Annotated in this window: 19 protein-coding genes; 6 read left to right on the top strand and 13 right to left on the bottom strand. The window is 63.4% G+C overall.

Annotated elements, in window-relative coordinates; all coding sequences use genetic code 11:
• Positions 1-108: 108 nt before the first annotated feature.
• Complete coding sequence (locus tag FJ938_RS26060) at positions 109-687, bottom strand: flagellar basal body-associated protein FliL (protein WP_246673533.1); 579 nt, start codon at positions 685-687, stop codon at positions 109-111.
• 224 nt (positions 688-911) lie between these two features.
• Positions 912-1,307: a hypothetical protein gene (locus FJ938_RS26055; protein ID WP_246673531.1), complete on the bottom strand. Its 396-nt coding sequence runs from the start codon at positions 1,305-1,307 to the stop codon at positions 912-914.
• A gap of 149 nt (positions 1,308-1,456) precedes the next feature.
• Between FJ938_RS26055 and FJ938_RS26050 the strand changes: the two genes are divergently transcribed.
• On the top strand, positions 1,457-1,759 hold the full coding sequence (locus FJ938_RS26050) for a hypothetical protein (protein WP_140613580.1): 303 nt from the start codon (positions 1,457-1,459) through the stop codon (positions 1,757-1,759).
• A gap of 255 nt (positions 1,760-2,014) precedes the next feature.
• Here the strand turns inward: FJ938_RS26050 and FJ938_RS26045 are convergent, their stop codons facing one another.
• Positions 2,015-2,719, bottom strand: a complete 705-nt coding sequence (locus FJ938_RS26045) for a helix-turn-helix transcriptional regulator (protein WP_140698842.1) — start codon at positions 2,717-2,719, stop codon at positions 2,015-2,017.
• A gap of 74 nt (positions 2,720-2,793) precedes the next feature.
• Here FJ938_RS26045 and FJ938_RS26040 point away from each other — a divergent pair, with 74 nt between their 5' ends.
• Positions 2,794-3,177, top strand: coding sequence for a hypothetical protein (locus FJ938_RS26040; RefSeq protein ID WP_246673529.1), 384 nt, complete (start codon positions 2,794-2,796; stop codon positions 3,175-3,177).
• 122 nt (positions 3,178-3,299) lie between these two features.
• Positions 3,300-4,004, top strand: a complete 705-nt coding sequence (locus tag FJ938_RS26035) for a GcrA family cell cycle regulator (protein WP_140698836.1) — start codon at positions 3,300-3,302, stop codon at positions 4,002-4,004.
• A 247-nt stretch (positions 4,005-4,251) separates the two neighbouring features.
• Here the strand turns inward: FJ938_RS26035 and FJ938_RS26030 are convergent, their stop codons facing one another.
• Together FJ938_RS26030 and FJ938_RS26025 are read right to left on the bottom strand one after the other, a co-directional pair.
• Positions 4,252-4,560 (bottom strand): DUF982 domain-containing protein, encoded by a 309-nt coding sequence (locus tag FJ938_RS26030; RefSeq protein WP_226890694.1) that lies wholly within the window; start codon positions 4,558-4,560, stop codon positions 4,252-4,254.
• A gap of 99 nt (positions 4,561-4,659) precedes the next feature.
• Positions 4,660-4,941, bottom strand: coding sequence for a DUF982 domain-containing protein (locus FJ938_RS26025; protein WP_140698831.1), 282 nt, complete (start codon positions 4,939-4,941; stop codon positions 4,660-4,662).
• Positions 4,942-5,033: 92 nt separating this feature from the next.
• Here FJ938_RS26025 and FJ938_RS26020 point away from each other — a divergent pair, with 92 nt between their 5' ends.
• The 3 genes from FJ938_RS26020 to FJ938_RS26010 all read left to right on the top strand — a co-directional run bounded on the left by FJ938_RS26020 (position 5,034) and on the right by FJ938_RS26010 (position 6,703).
• Positions 5,034-5,651, top strand: a complete 618-nt coding sequence (locus tag FJ938_RS26020; protein WP_140698828.1) for a DUF1376 domain-containing protein — start codon at positions 5,034-5,036, stop codon at positions 5,649-5,651.
• A complete protein-coding gene (locus FJ938_RS26015; protein WP_140698825.1) occupies positions 5,572-5,949 on the top strand; it encodes a hypothetical protein in 378 nt (125 codons plus the stop codon). The genes FJ938_RS26020 and FJ938_RS26015 overlap by 80 nt, the downstream gene beginning before the upstream one ends.
• Positions 5,950-6,103: 154 nt before the next feature.
• Positions 6,104-6,703, top strand: a complete 600-nt coding sequence (locus FJ938_RS26010) for a DUF6456 domain-containing protein (RefSeq protein WP_140698823.1) — start codon at positions 6,104-6,106, stop codon at positions 6,701-6,703.
• Between the two features lie 66 nt (positions 6,704-6,769).
• Here FJ938_RS26010 and FJ938_RS26005 read toward each other — a convergent pair whose 3' ends face one another.
• From FJ938_RS26005 to FJ938_RS25970, 8 genes are all read right to left on the bottom strand, one after another.
• Positions 6,770-7,078 carry a hypothetical protein gene (locus tag FJ938_RS26005; RefSeq protein WP_140698821.1) on the bottom strand — a complete coding sequence of 103 codons (309 nt, stop codon included), beginning with the start codon at positions 7,076-7,078 and terminating at the stop codon, positions 6,770-6,772.
• A 321-nt stretch (positions 7,079-7,399) separates the two neighbouring features.
• The gene (locus FJ938_RS26000) at positions 7,400-7,846 is read right to left on the bottom strand and encodes a DUF488 domain-containing protein (protein WP_140613222.1); all 447 of its coding nucleotides are present in this window, start codon (positions 7,844-7,846) and stop codon (positions 7,400-7,402) included.
• Positions 7,847-7,849: 3 nt separating this feature from the next.
• Positions 7,850-8,473 carry a DUF488 domain-containing protein gene (locus FJ938_RS25995; RefSeq protein WP_140613221.1) on the bottom strand — a complete coding sequence of 208 codons (624 nt, stop codon included), beginning with the start codon at positions 8,471-8,473 and terminating at the stop codon, positions 7,850-7,852.
• 1,098 nt (positions 8,474-9,571) lie between these two features.
• Positions 9,572-11,707, bottom strand: a complete 2,136-nt coding sequence (locus FJ938_RS25990) for an acyltransferase family protein (RefSeq protein WP_140698819.1) — start codon at positions 11,705-11,707, stop codon at positions 9,572-9,574.
• A 195-nt stretch (positions 11,708-11,902) separates the two neighbouring features.
• Positions 11,903-12,571, bottom strand: a complete 669-nt coding sequence (locus FJ938_RS25985) for a GntR family transcriptional regulator (RefSeq protein ID WP_140698817.1) — start codon at positions 12,569-12,571, stop codon at positions 11,903-11,905.
• 48 nt (positions 12,572-12,619) lie between these two features.
• Complete coding sequence (locus FJ938_RS25980) at positions 12,620-13,363, bottom strand: helix-turn-helix transcriptional regulator (RefSeq protein WP_140698815.1); 744 nt, start codon at positions 13,361-13,363, stop codon at positions 12,620-12,622.
• 639 nt (positions 13,364-14,002) lie between these two features.
• Positions 14,003-16,531, bottom strand: coding sequence for a patatin-like phospholipase family protein (locus FJ938_RS25975; protein WP_181169183.1), 2,529 nt, complete (start codon positions 16,529-16,531; stop codon positions 14,003-14,005).
• 503 nt (positions 16,532-17,034) lie between these two features.
• Positions 17,035-18,066: a hydroxyacid dehydrogenase gene (locus tag FJ938_RS25970; RefSeq protein ID WP_140698811.1), complete on the bottom strand. Its 1,032-nt coding sequence runs from the start codon at positions 18,064-18,066 to the stop codon at positions 17,035-17,037.
• Positions 18,067-18,565 lie beyond the last annotated feature (499 nt).

The following is an 18,565-nucleotide window of genomic DNA, read 5'->3' as shown; positions in this document are numbered from 1 at the left end:
TCCACGCCATTGTTGAGGGCTTCGTCCTTGCAAACCCATACTGACCACCGCCAAATCAAATGTGTGCGCACGCTAGCCCGCAGGGGGAGAAGGCAAGGTCGCGCCAGTCTACCCCGGCAGCTTCTCCTCGATCACGCGCGCCGAATCCGGCACCAGCTGTCCCGCATGGTCGAAGCGCAGCACCACCACCCAGTTGAACTCGTCGTCTGGCCATTTGCCGTTCGGCAGCAGCGCCTTGGGGTCGGCGCCGAACGCCTTGATGAGCTTGGTCAGCTGGCCGTGGTGCCAGGCGATCAGGATCGACTTGCCATGGGTTTCGCTGGCGAGCGCGGCGACGAGGCCTTGAGCTTCCCTATCGGCGAAGCGCTGGTCGATCGGCAGTTTCAGCGCTTCGGAAAGCGGCACCAGCGTCAGCCGCTCGCGCGCGCTGTTTTTTGAATCGGCGCTGGCCACCAGCATATCGGGCCGGAACGGCACGCCATCGAGCATGAAGGTCTGGAAATAGGCTGCATAGGCTTGCGCGCGGGCCTCGCCCTGCGGCGACAGGCCGGGGCCGCTGTCGGGCTTTTCGCCATGCCGCACGATCAGCACCGTGGTGTCGGCAAGCCCGGTCGTGGTGTCGCCGGCGGCATGAGCGGACAAAGCGAGCGTCATTATCCACAGGACGGCAAGAACGAGGCGTTTCATGGCGGGTCCTTCGGGCGGTTTGGTGGCCACCAGTCAACGCATCAATTAGACGGAATCAGGGCCGGGGGCGCTTTGCCTTCTCCCTGGCGGAGAAAGGGGATCGGCGCGAAGCGTCGAGACGGACCAGGGATGCTGGAAGAAACGAGGCGCTGGTGATTCTGTCTATCGTGAGGACCCTCATGTTTTCCGACATCATCAGACCCCATCACCCTGGCTGCCGCATTTCAGGCCGCCGCGAGCGTCCATAGACGATGGCCGTAGCGGCGGAAGAAGCGTGCTACCACACGCTGCTGCCTGGCCCTGGTGAGATCGGGCAGGCGCCGCTCCTGTCGCCAGCGCGGCATGTTGCGCCAGCAGGCGATGAAACGGGCGGCGTCCTCGATGGCTTCGTCCGCCGACAGGGCCGGGCCGATCGCGGCCAGGAACAGCGGCTCGGATTGTTTCAGGTCGTCGATGACGGCCTTGCGCTTGAAATGGTCTTGGCGGGCATGGGCAATGCCGTTGCAGCGGATCGCCTCGAAGGCTTCGAGCAAAGCAGGGCTGTCGCCGGTGTAACCGCAGGCGCGGGCGAAATCGGCTGCATCCATCATTGCTCCCGGATCCGATGCCGGGCTGTTCATGCCCCGACTCACATTTGCAAGTATATAGAAGCATAACTCAAAAAAATGCAGAAGGGAAACTTTTGGAAAAGTCTTGAAACTGCGACTCGACTCCCGGCTCAAAACACAGGAATATAAGAACAAATCAGGAACAAATAGCAGGAGGGGCGATGGCATTGCCAGGCAGGGAACCAGTGATCGCGCAGGTTGCCTCGATCTCTGTGGAGTGCGCCGATTGCGGCCGCAACAGATGGTGGCGGCCCGATCAGCTGAAGCGGTTCGGGGTGACGGGAAACACGCCGCTGGCCGCATTGTCCCGGCGCATCGTCTGCTCCGCCTGCCGCGCCGAAGGGCTGCCCGGCACGGCGGTGTCGATCCAGGCCGCATTCATCGACGAGCGCCAGCGTGTGCGCAGCGAAGCGCGGATTCTGAGCGACCGCGAGGTGCCGCTGGAGGGATCCAGGCGGGCCTGAGTGGGCGAGGGGAGGGAGGCTTCGGCCAATCCGCGAAGTCGTGCTTCCATCTGTTCCGGTTCAAGGCGCTAAGATATATTGGCTGGCGATCCCAGTTCCTTGCGATTGGCTTCCAAGCCTGTAATTTCGTCATCCTAGGGCGAAGCAAGGAGCGAAGCGGCGCGGCGCAGACCCCAGGATCCATGCCGTGACTCCCGAGAGAAAATCCAACGGCGCAAAAGCATGCGCGGTTCGCCATGCCGAAAAGCGAGGGTGCTAATACCCCAGCAATTCCTTCAGCGGGATGACGCGCCAGACGTGCTTGATGGCGTAACGGTTGAAGGTCAGGGTTTTCGGCGGATTGTACTGCTCGACCACCAGCTCACCCGCGGTGCGCTTGACCAGCTTCTTGATGAAGGCCTTGCCGTTGCGCTCGTTTTCTTCCGGGAAGGTCTCGATCACCACGTGGTCGCCGGGCACGGCGTCGCGGCCGCCGCAATAGAGCATTTCGCCGGGCTCGTAACGCGGCACCATGGAATCGGAGAGCACGTGCAGCGCAAACACCTTGCGCAGATGCGCGATGCCTGGCGGACGCTGGACATAGCCGGCGACCTCGCCGTTGAAGGTGAAGTCGCCATCGTCGCCACCAACGGCGGCGCCGAGCAGCTCGATGTCCATCGGTCCGGCCGGCAATGGGCCGGCATCGGTGACGATCTCGGCGTCCGCCACCGGGCCAGCCTCGTCGAGGAAGACGACCTCGCCCTTGCCGAGCGCAACCGGGTCGACGCGCAGGAAGGCCGCGGTCTTCAGAAGATTCTCGGTCTTGGGCAGGTTGCGCCCCGTTTCCCAATTGCCGACGGCGGCGACATCGGTGTCGTTGTGCTCGGCGATGTGACGCATGACCAGCCCGCGCTGCTTGCGCGCCTGGCGGATCGCCGCCCCGACCTTGATCGACAGTTCCGTTTTCGCCATGGCACCCATGTGAGCGATGAAAGCTGCTCTCGTCTATGAAAGAATGGCTTGCATCATTTTACGAGTTATGCTTATATCCGGCCATGCAGAACGTGTCCAGCTTTCATGGCGCCGCGGCGCCGGCCTCCCGTGAGGCACATCCAGCGACTGAAGTCGCTGCCCATCCCCTTCCGTTCCGGCCGTCCTCCTCCCCGGCCGGGGCGAAGCCCGAGAGCCTTGATGCCTCGGGTCCGGTCCGCCCGTCAGCGGTGGCCGGAACGGCCGGAGCCGCCGCTCCCCTCGGCTCCGGCCCCCATTTAGACCAGCCTACCGCCGGTCCGTCCGCGCGCTCCTGCATCCGCACGCAGGACGGCACCGTCATCCTGTTCGAGCCGATGACGGGCAGGGCGGTTTCCGCCCCCGACAGAAAGACGGCGGAGGCGCGGCTTGCGCGCGTCGCCGCCGGGCAATCGATCCGCTCCGGCTGACACCGGCGGAAGCCGGCTTTCGAACCGACAGCCCCGACCGTGGCCCGACCGGGCCCGCTGACGCCTGGCCGACGGCGCGCTTCAAGCGCGGCCGAAGGCGGACCCCTGGATGGAGCCTGGACATGGCAAGCTATAGCGACGCCGAATTGCACGAGATCGCCCGCTGGCTGAAGGAAGGGCTTTCGGCCTCGAAGATCGCGGCGGCGTTCAGCACACTGCGCGGCAGCCCGGTATCGCGCAACGCCATTATCGGCATCGTCCACCGCAACGCCATGCTGGGCGCGATCGGCTTTGCCAACGGCAAGGGCACGCCGCCGGCGGCCAGGCAGGTTGCCGGCGAACGGGCGAAGGACAGGCGGACTGGCGGAACGCAGGCCAGCGGAAGGACAAAGGGCAAGGCCACCGGAAAGGCGGCCGCCGTAAAAAAGGGTGCCGATGTGCCTGTCGGCAAGGGCGCCGCCACGCGCAAGGCCATGGCCGGGGTCAGGCACGACGGCTCGCCGGCCTGGCTGCCGCCGCGCCTGTTCGTGCGCGAGGTGGGCGTGCTGATCGCCGACGGCGAAGCCTATCGCTTCAAGGTGCCGGCGCCGCGGCGCGGCCCGATCGGCCGCCAGCCGCATGGCGTGGCGATGCGCTTCATCGATTGCCTGTTCGGCCGCTGCCGCGCGCCGCTGGACCTGACGCTCGAAGAAGATCCTGAAGACGATGCGCCGGGCGGCCGGCCAGGCGCCGACATGCTGTGCTGCGGCATGCGCACCAAGGCGATGAAAAGCTACTGCGGCTATCACCAGGCGCGCTTTCGCCGCCGCGTTTGCGAGGCGGGGTGAGCTTCCCTTCTCCCCGTCCCTGTACGGGGAGGAAAGACGTGGTCCGCGCGGTGGACGAAAAGCCAATTGCCTGGCTTCGCGAACGGCGAATGCCGGCAGGCGGATGAGGGCCGTGCTGACGAGACGGGGTTGAGGACGTATGAATTTCAAGCATCCGATTCAGATGCCACTTACCGAAGCGCCGGCGCCGCCCCACATTGCCTTGCCGGGCATTTCTAACCGTAAACGGGGAGAAAGAGGCGTAACCCTATTTCGGCGCCTGCCGGCCTTGCTTGGGCATGCGGCTCTGCACCGGGCGGGGTTCCAGTCTCATGGCCGGCCCGCTGTCGGCAACCAGGATGCCGGTGACGCGGGCGAAGCCGGTGAACGCCTTTATCGCATCGGATTCCGAAATCTGTGCCGCGATTGCCGCGCTGCAGGCGTTGAGCGCGCTGCGATAGACATGACCGCGCCGCTCGATCGGCCAGCGCTGCAGGAAGTCGGCGGCATCGCTGACATTGTCAATTTCCTCGACATGCCCGTCCAGGCACACTTTGAGCGGCACTCCGGTTTTCATCGTACCCACGACATTCACCTTCGGTCTGCGCGCGGCTTTCAAGCCAACGCTCATAAACGCGCGAGGCCGGCAGGCGGTTGCATCGCTCCTGCGGCGGCTTCAAGGGCTGGCGGCCGCGTCGAGCCAGTCGTGCGCGCGGCTTCTCGGCCTGACCACCAATATGCCCTGTTGCCTGGCGGCCTTGCTGAAGGCCTCGAAGGCCGTGCGCGGGCAGCAACTGCCCTCAACCGCGAGTCTGACCAGCCGTGCCGCGTCGAGATAGGCTGGCGCGGTCTTGTCGGGCCATGGGTGCCGCAGCGCGGTCGCGGCGTCGGCCACCGAGCCGACCAGCATGGTCTTATTGTCGCAAAAGCGCAGGGTAACCGGCATGAAAGCCGTCATCGGCAAACCTCCCCTTGGCGTGGTGGCGTCATAACGTACGGGCCGACGGCTGGTTCCATCGGGCGGACCGTGCGCGCGGCGCGGGAGGCAGCATGAGCGAACGGCCCTTCATGCAGCTCTACGTCTCCGATTTCGTCGGCGACACGCTTCAACTCTCCACCGAGCAGATCGGCGCCTACATGCTCATCCTGATGGCGATGTGGAACGCCGGCGGCCGGCTGCCCGACAATGATGCCAAGCTGGCGCGGGTGGCGCGGCTCTCCCTGAAAAGATGGCGCGTCATCAGCGCCGATCTCCTGACCTTCTTCGATCGCGAAGCGGGCGAGATCGGCCACAAGCGGCTGACGAAAGAGCTGCACAAGGCGAAGGCCAAAAGCGAGGCGAGGACCGCCGCCGGCGCGCGCGGCGGCGCCGCCACCGCCTTGAAAACAAAGGCACATGGGGCACCAAATGCCGGTTCTTTGCCGCGGCATCTTCCAGACTCCAGAAACCAGAATGAAAAAGCTTCCGGTCTTTCACGGGAAAGGACGGAGCAGCCTCCGCCGCGCGGACCGAAAAAGCCGGCCGGCTGGATCAGGCCGAAAACCCACGCCGACGCCGCCAATGCCATCATCGAGGAGATCCGCATTCATGACCGCAGCCGAACTGCAGCAGGCGACGAAGGCGCTGGCCGCGATGTTCTCATGCTTCCCGCAATCCGCCCTGACTGATGTCGAGATGCAGATGCGCGGCTATCTCGGCGCGGTACGCGACGCCGACCTGTGCGACCTGCAGGCCGCCATCCAGCGCTTCGCGCGCGGCGAGGTGAGGAGCGCCAATGCCCAGTTCTGCCCTTCGAGCGCCCAGCTCTGCATCGAGGTGCGGGAGAGGCGCACGATGCGTGAACTGATGGCGCGGCGGGCGGCCTCGCAAGTCTTGGATTCCTCGCCCCCGCGAAGCGGGGGAGAGGTGGCCCGGCGAAGCCGGGACGGAGAGGGGGACGCCCTCGGCGAAGTCAAAGCCGGTTGAGAATTGATCGCTGAACGCCCAGCCCTGAAACAACGTCTGCTGTCGGCGCCGCCACCTCTCCCCCGCTTCGCGGCCACCTCTCCCCCGCTCGCGGGGGCGAGGAACCCAGGTTCTGCAAAGCCCCACTCGAACACCCAACAGCAAGGAGCCACCCATGCCCAAAAAGACCAAACCCGCCAAACCGCAAGCGCCGAAACTGCCGAAGGGCGAGGCCGAGCAGGTGCGCATCCGGCGCGAGGTCGGCCATGATTTCGCGCTCAGGGACGACGAATTCGGCCGCAAGCGGCTGACCGTCGGTACGTTGGAGGCACGGCGCGTCTACGAGGTGTCGAACGACGGCCACACCTCCACCGGCGGCATCGTGCGGGTGCGCAATGTCGATCCGCTTTTGGGCATCACCTCGCTGTCGCGCCAGCAGCGCGAAGCCGGTCAGCGCTACCGCGAGGATTTTCAGTGCAGCCAGCAGGCTGATGTGAAGCCGATGCGCTGGACCGAGCGCGTCGATGGCGGCCGCCAGGGCGGCGGCATCGCCGACAGCGTGCTCGACTCCGGCCGCGCGCATGCCGCCGCCACCAGGGCGCTCGGGCATTGGGAGGTGGCCTTGGTGGTGCAGAAAGTCTGCTGCGTCGGCGGCTCGATCAAGAGCCTGGCCGAACAGACCGGGGAGGGGCGCGATGTGGTAACGAAGCTGTTGAAGGTCGGGCTGGACCTGCTGGCGGTGCACTATGGCATGATGATGAGGCGGCTGGGGTAGAAATCGCCCACCGGAATGATCCGGCCGACGATGCCGGCCGGATCGGTTTCACTCGATCAGATCAAATCATCCGCAGACGCGGACTTCCTCGACGACCCTGTGGTGGTGGCGCCAATGGTTGACCAGCTCGACGCGGCAACGGTGGTACCGGTGGTAATAACGGGGCCTGTAGCCTTCATCGTAGGCGTCATAGGCATGGTAAGGACCATAGTAGCGGCCGCCGTAATCTCCATAACCGTTGTAATAGTCGTTGCCGTAATAGTCGTTATAGCCGCCGCCGATGCCAATGAAGACGTGACTTCGGGCGCTAGCGGGGGCGATCATCGCCGCCGCCGAAGCAATGGCGATAACCGAGACAAGCAGGAGCTTCTTCATTGCTGCCTCCTTTCAAGGTTGACCTAATATAACTCCTGAGATGCGGCCTCGTTCCATGGATTCGCAAGACAAGCCCACAAGCCATGGATTCGCAAGACAAGCCCACAAGGCACTGGCCGCAAGGGGCCCAGGTGCTATTTCCTGGCGCTCGCGGCATTGGAATCTGGCCGCCGTGGTTCAGAACGCTGCCCCGCCTGCGATCAAGAGATTGGCGGAGCAGACCGGCCAGGGTCGGGACGTGGTGACGAAAAGGGGCTGGAACCTGCTGGCGGCGCGGCATGGATAACGTTGGGCTGTGAGGGGCGCACTGATACATGGCAATCAAAGGTGCCGAACCCTCAGAAGTTCGCCCCACTTATCATTGAGGTATTCGCAAACCAAGCGCCTATGGCAGTTGTGGGGAGTCGCCTCCGAACATAGTAGACAGGCGCCTTCCAACATGTCAGGTTTCAGACGTTGCTCAATTTTCCGCTCGGCCATTAATTCCAGAAAACGACCCTGATAAACTCCCCAGTCGCCCTTGTCCTTTTTGTAGGCTTTGAGGATATTGTCAGTCGGAGCAAGCATAGGTTGGTGAATATATTGAATATCGCCAATTTTTTTTAGTAAGTAAGCTAGATCATCTGCCTTTGCAAACCCAGCTAGTTGGGACGTATTGTGAAGGCGTATATCTACGACTTTCCTTACTCCCGCATGCAGCATGCGCTCGAAGAAGTTCTCGGCGTTCGATTTGGTAAAGCCGATGGTGGAGACGTTGATCTTATCCATCTGCTACTCGGCCGCGATAGCATCCGACGCGCCGTTTGAAGGTTCGGTATACGCAACCTTTCGTGCACGCTTTCGGTAAGCGGCAGCTAAGCGCTCATCGCTTGACATAAAAAGATCGCCACCGTCATGGCTTTCCAATTTTAGGAGGCGCTCCTCTATCTCACCTTGGGTTAAAATACCGCCGTTAGGGTGTATGTGTTTCACCCCCACCCCGCGCTTAGCTAGTGCCCGTCCAACCAACAGACAGCGATGACAATCCAATGGATCATGTTCTGAGCACATGAGCGCCACGCGGTATTTCTGGGCACCGTCCAGTACTCGTTGGATACCGTGCCGGAATTCGAGAGACTTCGCCATCAGCTCATAGTCAGCAATGCCGTCGCAATAGTACTGGCTACCTGTTGGACGCCCGCCAAGTTCCTTACCGAGAAAGGAATAGGCAATCCCATCCATTCGCAGTTCGTCTCTCAGTGCATCTTTACCAAACTGAGGAAAATGCCGCGAATATGGCGACGTTCGAACATCAGCAACGGCAGTGATTTCTGCGCTCCGGAGTAGCTGAAGCAACCGCTCATAAGTGTGCATAGAATGCCCGATCGTCCAGACGGTGATTTCGGTTTCTCGCATCCCACTATCCGTATATGCCGTTGATCATTAGGGCGCATTTCCCCGGTTGCCCTGCCCAAGCTCTGGCTAAACCTAACCGCACATGCACTAAACCCTGCGCCGGCAGCAACTGTTGGACTCCGGCAAGGCCGTTCAATCTGTATGTCTCGCGCAGATTTTTCGCGACTAAGGGCAGATTGTAGCAGGCTGCGCCATCGTTAAGATAGGCACGTAGGCTCGTTTTGCCCTTATAATTGTCTTCGAACGGCTGCAACTGCCCCACTGGAACCCTGACCGCACCAAGGGAGCCAATCTGGGTGGTCTCGGGAACGTAGACTCCTTGAAATGCCCCGTTCCATGTCTTTGAATGCACTAAATGCCCACCGAACGCCTGATTCACTGCTACCTGTGTGGGAGGAGCGCCCGCGGCGAACCAATGGGTTGGCCCCGCATTCGCAAGTTGAATTCCAGCATTGCTAATGACTGTATCCTCTGTTCTATGCGGAAATGCGCTCGCATGTTGCTGTCCGGTTGGATTTACGTCCACCGTTGCGCCGGGATTTATCCCGTGCAGTTGCAAGAGACCTCCAGTCCAATTGCTGCCGTTAGGCAGAGGCCTCACCATTCTGTGAGCCTGAACATCCCAACCTGCGACGCAATAGTTGCTCCCGTGCATTTCGGTAATATCTGTGAGAATTAATCGCATATTCTGGCCTCCCCTTATTCACAACCTTCGATACTGCGGCGTTAAAATTCTTGCTACAGCTTTTTTGCTGCACGCTTACCGCGAACTTCCTGCGGAAGGCAGGCGCAATGGCGTGGTCTGCGTCGATGTTGAGATGGCAGGCGCGCGAGAGGCGGCCGTCTCGAGGTGCGTTCCGCACGATGGAATGGCTAAACCTACTGCGCATCTAGCACGGAGGATTTACTGAGGTGTTTCGATCAGCGCATGAATGGCTGCGAGGGCGCAAGCCGGAGCGCGGCAGCGTCGGAGGGGACCATAATCGCTGGCGCCGTCCACCTCATTGGTAGCGTGGCCTTCAACCGGCGTTTATCGCCATGCCCTGGTCGAAATGGTGAGTTCGGACGTGAACGGGGAGAAGCGAGAGCCAAGCCACTCTAGAACAGCGCCTTTTCGAGCGGGCCTTCCAGCGTCTCCGCAAACGCCGTGGCCAGATGGTGCCGGTCGCGGAACGCCAGCTTGCCGCCGATGAAGACGTGGCATTGGGCGGGGCCGCAGAAGCGATCGGTCAGGTCGACATAGAGCGTGTCAGGCACGCTTTTCACCACGGCGCGCTCGGCGGCGGCGGCCTTGTCATTGGCGGCCTCGGTTCTTGGCGTGTCGCAGCGCGAGGGCGCCTTGCGCCACCAGAGCGCGCGGGCCACGCAGGAATCGGCGAAGCTGTCGCCGATCGGCGTGTCGCGGATGACGGCTGTCTCGACGCCGGCTTTGCTGAAGGCCTGCAGTGTGGAGCGCAGGCCTGCCTGCCAGCGCGCGGTCTCGGCCTCGCGGCCGGCGGCTGGCATGTCGCGGGTCAGGTTGCCGATCGAGAATTCCGAGATCACCACAAGCCGCGGTTTGCGGCGGATTATGTCTGCTATCGCCTGTTCGCGCCAGGCGTCGCATTCGGTGTAGTCGCGCTTCAGCACCGCGTTGAAGGTCGACAGCCGCGAGGCGCGGCACGAGGATTTGAGATAGGTGACCACCTTGGTGTCGTTGCGCCGGGCCGCCGCGACCAGCGGCGTCGACCAGTGGTCGGCATGCGAATCCCCGAACAGCACGATGGTGTGGGCGGCATCCGCCGGGCCGAACACGCAAGGCTTCGGTTTCACCGTGTGGAAGTCGAGCAGGCAGTTGGCGTCGCGGGCGCGCGCGATGGAGGGCTGTTCGGCGGCCTGTTCGATACCGCGCTGGGCAGGGTCGATATTGCGTGTGGCCAGGTGCGCGCTGGCATAGGCCACCGCCACGCCCGCGCCGGTCAGCGCCAACGCGGGAGCCAAAGCAATTGCAGGAAAAGTGCGAAGCGGTTTTGCGCCAGCAATCGCTACAAAACGAAAGGCTCGGGCGTCTGCTATCGGCCAGCCGCCGCGCCGCGCCGGGTTCTCGATCAGATGATAGGTGAGGAACGACAGCGCCAGCGCCAGAGCGCCGCAGCCGAGGCGCTGCGCGACGGTGAGATCCGGCACCAGCATTCCGGCATAGACGATGACCGGCCAGTGCCAGAGATAGAGTGAATAGGAGAGCGCGCCGACCCATTGCAAAGGCGGCAGCGAAAGCAGGGAAGCGGGGGCCAGCGCCTGCCAGCGGGCAGGGCTGGCGGTCTCGCTGTCGTTCTCTTCGCCGGCGCCGCTCAGCAGCACCAGAACCGTGCCGGCGACCGGCAACAGCGCGTACCAGCCGGGGAAGGGCAGGTCTTCGCTCAAGGCAAGATAAGCTGCCGCGATCAGCGCCAGGCCGAGCCAGCCCTGCACCGCGCGCAGCCATCGAGCAATTCCAGGGAAGGTGTGAAACGGTTTTCCGTCCGCAATCGCGTCAGGACAAAGAACCGGAGCGGTTCGGCGGTTCCGCGAAACGATGAACCGCTCCAGCCGGTGCCGCCACAGGGTCGCCGGCGCCAACGTCGCCAGGCCGCCGGCGGCGAACTCCCAGGCGCGCAGCGGCGAGAAATAGAAGGCCCAGGCCGGCGCGGCGCTGGTCAGCCACAGGCAGGCGAGGAAGGAGGCGAGGCCGGCCGCGCCGATCACCGCTACCGCCATGCGCTTTCCCGGACGCAGCCAGGCAGCGAGCAGAAGCAGCGTGGGCCAGACGAGATAGAACTGCTCCTCCACCGACAGCGACCAGAAATGGATGAAGGGATTGCTCAAGGCATCGGCGGCGAAATAGTCGAACGACCAGCGCAGCAGCCACAGATTGATGGCATAGGCCGACGCAAACATGGCGCCGCGCGAATAGAGCGCCTGCTCCTGCGGCGCCAGGATGAAATAGCCGGCGACGAGCGTGACCAGGATGACGAACAAAGCGGCCGGCAGGAGGCGCCGGGCGCGGCGGGCATAGAAGCGCCAGAGGTCGAGCCTGCCGGTCTCGGTGATCTCCCGCATCAGGTGCGTCGATATCAGCCAGCCGGAAATGACGAAGAAGATGTCGACGCCGGCAAAGCCACCGGGCAACGCGGCGAGGCCGAAATGATAGGCAACGACGCCGCCGACCGCCAGCGCCCGCAACCCCTGTATATCTGGCCGAAACGATGCCGACACGATAGCTCCTTTCGTGCAAGCCCCCGCCCCGCGTACCGGCCAGACGGCCGATATCGCAATGCAGCAGACTTTTCGCAGTGCAACATGGCCGGAAAAAGGAAAGCGGGAGGAAATTGATGGTGATGGCTGACATGCAGCGGCCGGTCGTGTGCAGGCAGGGATCGCAGTCGCGGGCCGGCCGAGGCGATCTCTTTCCTAGCCGCCCGAAGCCTTTGTCTCGATCTCCTGGAGATAAAACGCCTTGCTCGGCTGCAGATGGTCGACGCAGAGCTGCGCCAGCACCCAATTGTCCCGGCGCTGCAGCGCCTCGATCATCATCGCGTGATGCTGGCGCGATGTTTCGAGCTTTTCCCTGTCGGCCAGCGAATTGGCCCGCACCGGCAGGCTGAGGCGCATGTAGTGTTCGATCGAGGACACCAGATAGGCGTTGCCGCAGGCCGAGAACATTGTGAGGTGGAAACGGTCATTGGCCTCGTGGATGCCTCTCAGATAACCGCTGTCGACATGGCTGCTGTAGACGCGGTGGATCCGCGTCAGTTCCTCGATCAGCGCATCGCCGGCGGGCAGGGGGATCATCAGCGCCGCCTGGCGCTGCAGCATTTCGCGCACCTCGTAGATCTGGCGCACCTCCTCGGGCGAAAGCCGGCGCACCATGGCGCCCTTGTTGCGCTCGCGCGTGACGATGCCGAGCCGCTCCAGCTGGTAGAGCGCCTGGCGGATGGCGTGGCGCGAGACCGGAAAGCGGGCGAGCAGCACATCCTCGACCAGGCGCGTGCCGGGCGCCAGCCGGCCGAAGATGATATCCTCCTCCAGCGCGTGCACGGTGTCGGCTTCCTTGCCGCCATAGTCGAAGCTGTTGAGCATTGCGCCCCCTGTTGTCTCCGGCCAACCTCGCCGGCTGGAAGCACCACTCTAGCCCTCGCGCAGGAGGCTTACCACAAGGTGGTCGAGGCGCGGGTTGTCGAGGCTGACGATCCCGGACATCTGCATCGCCTGCTTCAGGCTGATCCTGCCGAGTTCCTGGCGCATGATGACCCGCACGCAGACCGGTCCGGCTCCGGTCAAAACGAAGGCCTTGCCGACCAGGACCGGCTCCGAGAAAGGGGCCCACTGCACGGCCACGATCGACGGCTCCGCGGTCTGGCGGCGGTTGACGCCGGCGAAATAGATCCAGTTCAGGCGCGAGATCGCGATGCCATAATGCCAGCCCGGCGCCCGCGCGCCGCCCTGGCGATGGCCCTCGGTCCACCGCGTCACGCGCCTGAAGGTCACCAGTTCGGCCTCGCGCCGTACGAAGGTGACCGAGCGCATCAGAAGGTCGGGACGGTCCGGAACCGCGAAATAGGTGAAATAAGTGCCGCCCGCAATGGCCGGAGAAGGGCCGCGCACCATGTTCTCGTACAGCGTCTGGTGCATCGGCGGCAGATCCGGGTGTGCGGGTGCCGCGGCTTGCGGCGCCCCGTACAGCTCGTCCTCATCGATCCCGAAATAGGCGCAGATCAGCCTGGCCGTGGCCTGGTTGGGCACGCTCTTGCCCTGCAGGTAGCGCTCGAACTGCGAGCGGTTCATGCCCAGCCCGCGGCATGCGGCGCTCACCGACGCATGGCCACCGACCAGCCGTCTGAGATTCGCGGCAACATTCTCCCGGATTGGCACGACTCCGCCCCTCGACAGACGTCCGAACCATTATTCAAGCGCTCGCTTATATCGCCAATCTCGCACAACATCGCGTCGGCGCGAATGAGACCTTCGGCCAAGAGGCGGGGCGGACGGGCCTCACGAAAGGCCCGCCACCGACGCGAATCGTGGCGGGCCTTCTGGAGTAGGCCGGGCTTCCCACCGTCCGGCCTTTTGCAAAACCTGTCGGCGGGGCGATCGTTCCATCACGACGGAAAGCCCGCCCCTCAAGGGGAAGCGGGCTTTCCCAAGCTCGTCAATATTGGATTGGCAAGAGTGCCAAGATCAGCCGCAAGGATGCGAAATGGGGCAGGCGACGGCGGCAATCGCCGACAGCCTGTCGCGCTTCACCAGAACTGGCTTTTGATAGGTCTTTTTCATGTGAATCCCCCATGTCCCGATACGCCTGAGGTAGAGCGCCCGAGACCAGATTTTGTCAAGGCGTGGCTGGAATAAAGAAACCCCGCCGGCCGGAGCCTGGCGGGGGTTGATTGGAGGAGTGATCGAATGGGAGACGATCCGGCTGCACAACGCGGTCGCCGCGCAAAGGTTCCAGCCCGCGCCTTTCGGGCGGCGCAATGGACGCGACCGTCTTTGCCCAGTTGGCATCCCGGCCAGCTAAAGGTGGCCCGCTGTCGCCGCCGCCATTGCTTTGGGCACGTTGAGCAGAGCCAGGGCCGCGGCGACCTGAGCCTTCCAGCCTTTGGGCATCTCCACCGGATTTCCGTAGCGGTCGGCGCCGGTCAGAAGCCCGCGTGCCGCGTGGAACCCCAAGGCGCGGTAGGCTTCGAACTGCTCCTCGGTGAAGAACTGGTCGACGGTCGTTTCGTGGGGAAATGTGGGATGGCGCCTGAAATAGTCGAGGATGTAGTCGTTCTCATCGCCGCTCAATGACGACTTGATGTAGATCAGGACGCCTGTTTCGTCGTCGTCATATTTGATGACGCCGATCGCGGCATGCGGGCCACGCCGGCCAGGCGGTCCCTCGGGCCCATAGGGCGCGGTTGGCGTTATGCCGAGTGCATTGGCCTGAATTGCCTGCCACCCCAGATCGATCCTGACGCCAAGATCGATACGGGCCATGACCTCCAGATTGACCAGCGATGGGAATGTCAGCGCCGGGTCGGCCTCGGCATCGACCGCGAGGATCACCTTGCAGCGGCGGCGCAGCAATTCGTAGATGCCGAGGTTCTCGATGTGGCCGCCATCGGTCAGGTAGACGTTGAGCCGGTTCTGGTTCAGGAGTCCGGCCGTCTCCGCCGCGAAATACCAGGTACCGACATTCGCGATCCAGCGATTCAAATGCTTCTTGAAGGCCACGATCCGGAAAGGGTTGGCCAGCCAGTAGCCGAGCCGGATGTTCAGCAGGGACAGGCTGAACGTAAGGATTTTTATTGTCTGCCGTCCCATATTCGCCGATGCCGCCGCACCCGACGTCGCCATTGCCGTGGCGAGGCTGAGGTCGGGCACCACCCTTTCCATGTCCGTCGAGGCGACATAGCGGGTCGACTGGCTGCCGACATGCAGCGGGCTGAAGATGAAATTGTCGGCGTTGCGGCCGCGTTTGTTGAGGTCCTTCGAGCCCTCGAGGTTTATGGCGGCATTGGACAGGAGATAGGGCGAGAAGGCCGCCCCTTCCTTCCAGTTTCCGGCCTCATCGACCGGTTTCAGGGACGAAAATTTCCAGGTGTCGACCGAGTCCGACGGCTGCTTGCCTATGGTGCTCCTCTGCATGAGGAAGGCGCGGCTGAGACGGTCGCGATAGAGCCTGTGGAGCGAGTTCGAATTCGGTCCGATCAACAGGCAGATGGCCGAGAAGAGCAAAGCGGCGCCCAGATATGTCGCGCCGATGGGGCCAAGCCGGGAAAGCGGGCCGATATACCAGCCCGCCTCGCATTGCGTGACTGTCTTCAGCCAGCCCGGTGTTTCCACGCCGCACCACTCGTCTCCTTTGCGGATCGCCCAATAGCTCAGATAGATGTACGTCACCCACAGCATGAACGGCACGATCACCGCGGCGAGGTAGAGGACGAGCCGGCTGCCGTTCTTCTTGATCGTCGCGCTCCAGCTCACATCGCCAAATGCCGCCTCGGCGAGCTTGGCGAGTTTTTGCGAAACCGAAATCAGCACCGCCACCGTCGGCACGAGCACGCTGGCAAGCGAGGGCAGAATGCTCGCGAAGGCCGACAGAAAATCCTGGAACGGTTCTGCCAGGACGAATGTCTGGTCGGTGGAACTGATGACCTTGTCGTTGGCGTTCGCAAGCATGCCCGAAAGCACCAGGGGCTGGATGTCGATGATCGCCGAGGCGAGCACCACGGCAACCAGCGCGCCAAGGGCGCGGCCGAGAATCTCGCGGCTCCTCAGCGAGCCGGTGCGGAAGGTGAGGGACGTGTAGAGCGCGCTGCCGAACATCACAAACGCCGCCAGCGCGGCAAGCACCACGGTATGCGCGAAGTACTTCATGGTTGCGCCGAGCATTGGCAGTTTCGAGACCGAAATGCCGAAAATGCCGGGTCTCACCAGATCCGCTACGGTGGGGTTGATCGCGATGGTGAGCACGGCAAGCAGCAGCAGGGCCGGCAGCACGATCAAGGCGTTGACCAGCAGGCCCCGCATGACCAGCGCGATGCTGACCAGATAGTCCGCGGCACCGCTGGGCGCCAGGAAATTGGAGAAGTCCCGCAAATGCTGTGTTTCGGGCGTCTCCGCCTCGTCGAGCCGGCTTTCGAAGGGGAATGTGCGGCTGTCCTGCATCATTCCGGCCACGACCGAAGTGCCGATATAGCCGCCGCCCGAGACGGTGGAGAGGTAGTCGACGGCATCGAGCGGGCGCGGACTGCCCGCCGGCGCCAGCGACTCCAGCGCCTGCAGCACGCCGAGGCAGTAGGAGGCCGAGCGCACGCCGCCACCCGAGAGCGCTATGCCCGTAAGATTGCTGGCTTTCTTCGTCCTGATCGCACCGCGTTCCGGGTCGGACCTTGCCTCGTCGATCGCCGCATCGCCGCGATCGACAAGGAAATGGCTGGTGGCCTGGCCGGTGCCGTTTGCCCTGTGTTCGGCCACGGCGCCGCAGCGGATGCGCATGCGGCGAAAATTGACAGCGCTCAGTTCGCGGCGGAAGACCTCGATAAAATCCAGGGGCACGCCGATCTCCATTATTCAGGAACCGCACGCTGTCCGTATTGTAGGGAAATATCCTTGCGCCACTAAAGCGCGTGCTGTGCGCGTTGTCCACAGCGGGACGCTCGCATGGCATTCTTACTGGCACACCGGTTCTTTTGTTGCGCCTGGCTTCGTCAAGTCTGGCAGCGCCGCCCGGGTCGATGGCCATGCGGCACTCCAGTCAAGCTCGGCTTGGAGTGCCGCTGCCCCGCGCATACGCCGTTTTTGAGCGGCCCTGAAAAACTCAGCGCCGAAGCGGTCCGAATCCTTGCCGATGAGGCTGCGCAGCTTGTGGTGGGATATCTGCGGTCATTCGGTTTCGAGGACAGCCTCGCTCGAATAGCCGAGTTGAGAGCGCCAGCAAAGCTTCCGATGTTCTCAAGCGCTTCGGCGGTTTCTTGTGTTCAGTCCACGCACTGGGAGGCCGGATCCTGATGCAAAAATCACGCACAACCGATGCAATGGGGCCGCGCGAGGCTCGCCCCTCAATTCCTGTCCGACGGCTTGGAGCGCATCCTCGACACCGTCTCACGCTCCGCCCGCTTGCAGCGCAACGGCGGCAGGCCGCGGTCGATCAGGTCCATATCCTCCAGCACCATGTCGCCCATCCGCTTGAAGGCGATGTCGAGCGCGCCGGCGCGGTGGGCGGAACGCAGGAAGCCGGGCAAAGCGCGCACCGGGTGATCCCGGGCCAATGGCTCTTCCGGGAAGACATCGCTGGCAGCAACGATGTGGCCGCTCTTCACCGCCGCCATCAGGGCCGGGAAGTCGACGACGCCGGCGCGGCTGAGCAGGATGAAGGCGGCGCCCTGGCGCATGCTGGCAAAGGCATCGGCGCCGAGAAAGCCCTGGTTCTCGGAGGTCACCGAGGCGACGACGAAGACGAAATCGCTCGATGACAGAACGTCCTCCAGCGATGCCGGCTCGACACCATTGTCGATCAGGATCGATGGCGGCAGCCAGGGGTCGAAGACCTTTGTGCGGGTGCGGAAACCCGACAGCAGCCGGTTCAGGGCGCGGCCGAGATCACCGAAGCCGATAATGCCGACATCGGCGCCCGAGAGCAGCCGCGCCGTCTGGTTGCCGTCGCCGCCCCACAATTCCTTGCCCTGGCGGAAGGCGAGATCGGCGTCGACGATGTCGCGGGCGAGGTTGAGCGCCATGGCCAGGCCAAGCTCGGCCACCGGCTCGGCGAAGACCAGGCCTGTCGTGACGACATGGATGCCGCGCGCGAACAGCGTCTCGTAGGGCATGTTGTTGATGAGATTGGTCTCGACATTGAAGACGCAGCGCAGCGCCTGCATGTCCTCTAGCGTCTCCAGCGAGATCGGCGGCTGGCCGATGATGTAACGGGCCTGCGCCAGCACCTCGACCGGCAGTCCGGCGACGCCGTCGGCCGTGGTCTCGACGACGCGGTAGTGCGCCTTGAGCCGCGCCAGCTGCGGCGGCGTGAAAATCAGCTCGAGCGTGCGTGGTTCGGGCGCGCTGATCACCAGCGGCAAGGCATTGTTTGGCATGGCAGATTCCTCCCGGCGCTATTCAGGCACGCCTGCACGGAAGAGAGAATACCGCCGATGGACCGATTTACCGCCAAAAAACGATTTGAGGCCGGTTCGGGCGCATCATCTGGCAATCGCGCATGAAAAAACCCGCTGGCCGTGCCAGCGGGCGATGGAGGTTCTTGACCTGGCGACTTGTTTCAAACAGGGCAGGTCGATGGTGTGCAAACAGCGGTGACGGCCGAAAGCCTCTCGCGCTTCAGCAACACCGGCTTCTGGTAAGCCTTCTTCACTTTTAGTCCCCCAGTTTTCCCTCAGACCCGAAGCCTGCTCGCGCCACCGGGGATTGTCAACGCAAGACACTGCCACGGCTCGACCGAAAAGCCGGCAGTGTGGCCGATTCGCAATAGTGCGATGCGGCGCGCGCGTCTGGTCTCCGGCGCGGCCGTAATGGTCGGTGCCACCTCAGCCGTTGCGCCGCGACGGGTGATCTCCTGGCTGTCACCACCCATGTTGT

The organism is Mesorhizobium sp. B2-4-14 (assembly GCF_006442155.1).
Taxonomy (GTDB): domain Bacteria; phylum Pseudomonadota; class Alphaproteobacteria; order Rhizobiales; family Rhizobiaceae; genus Mesorhizobium.
Note: the sequence above shows the minus strand (reverse complement) of the source record. Positions and strands in the feature narration are given on the sequence as shown.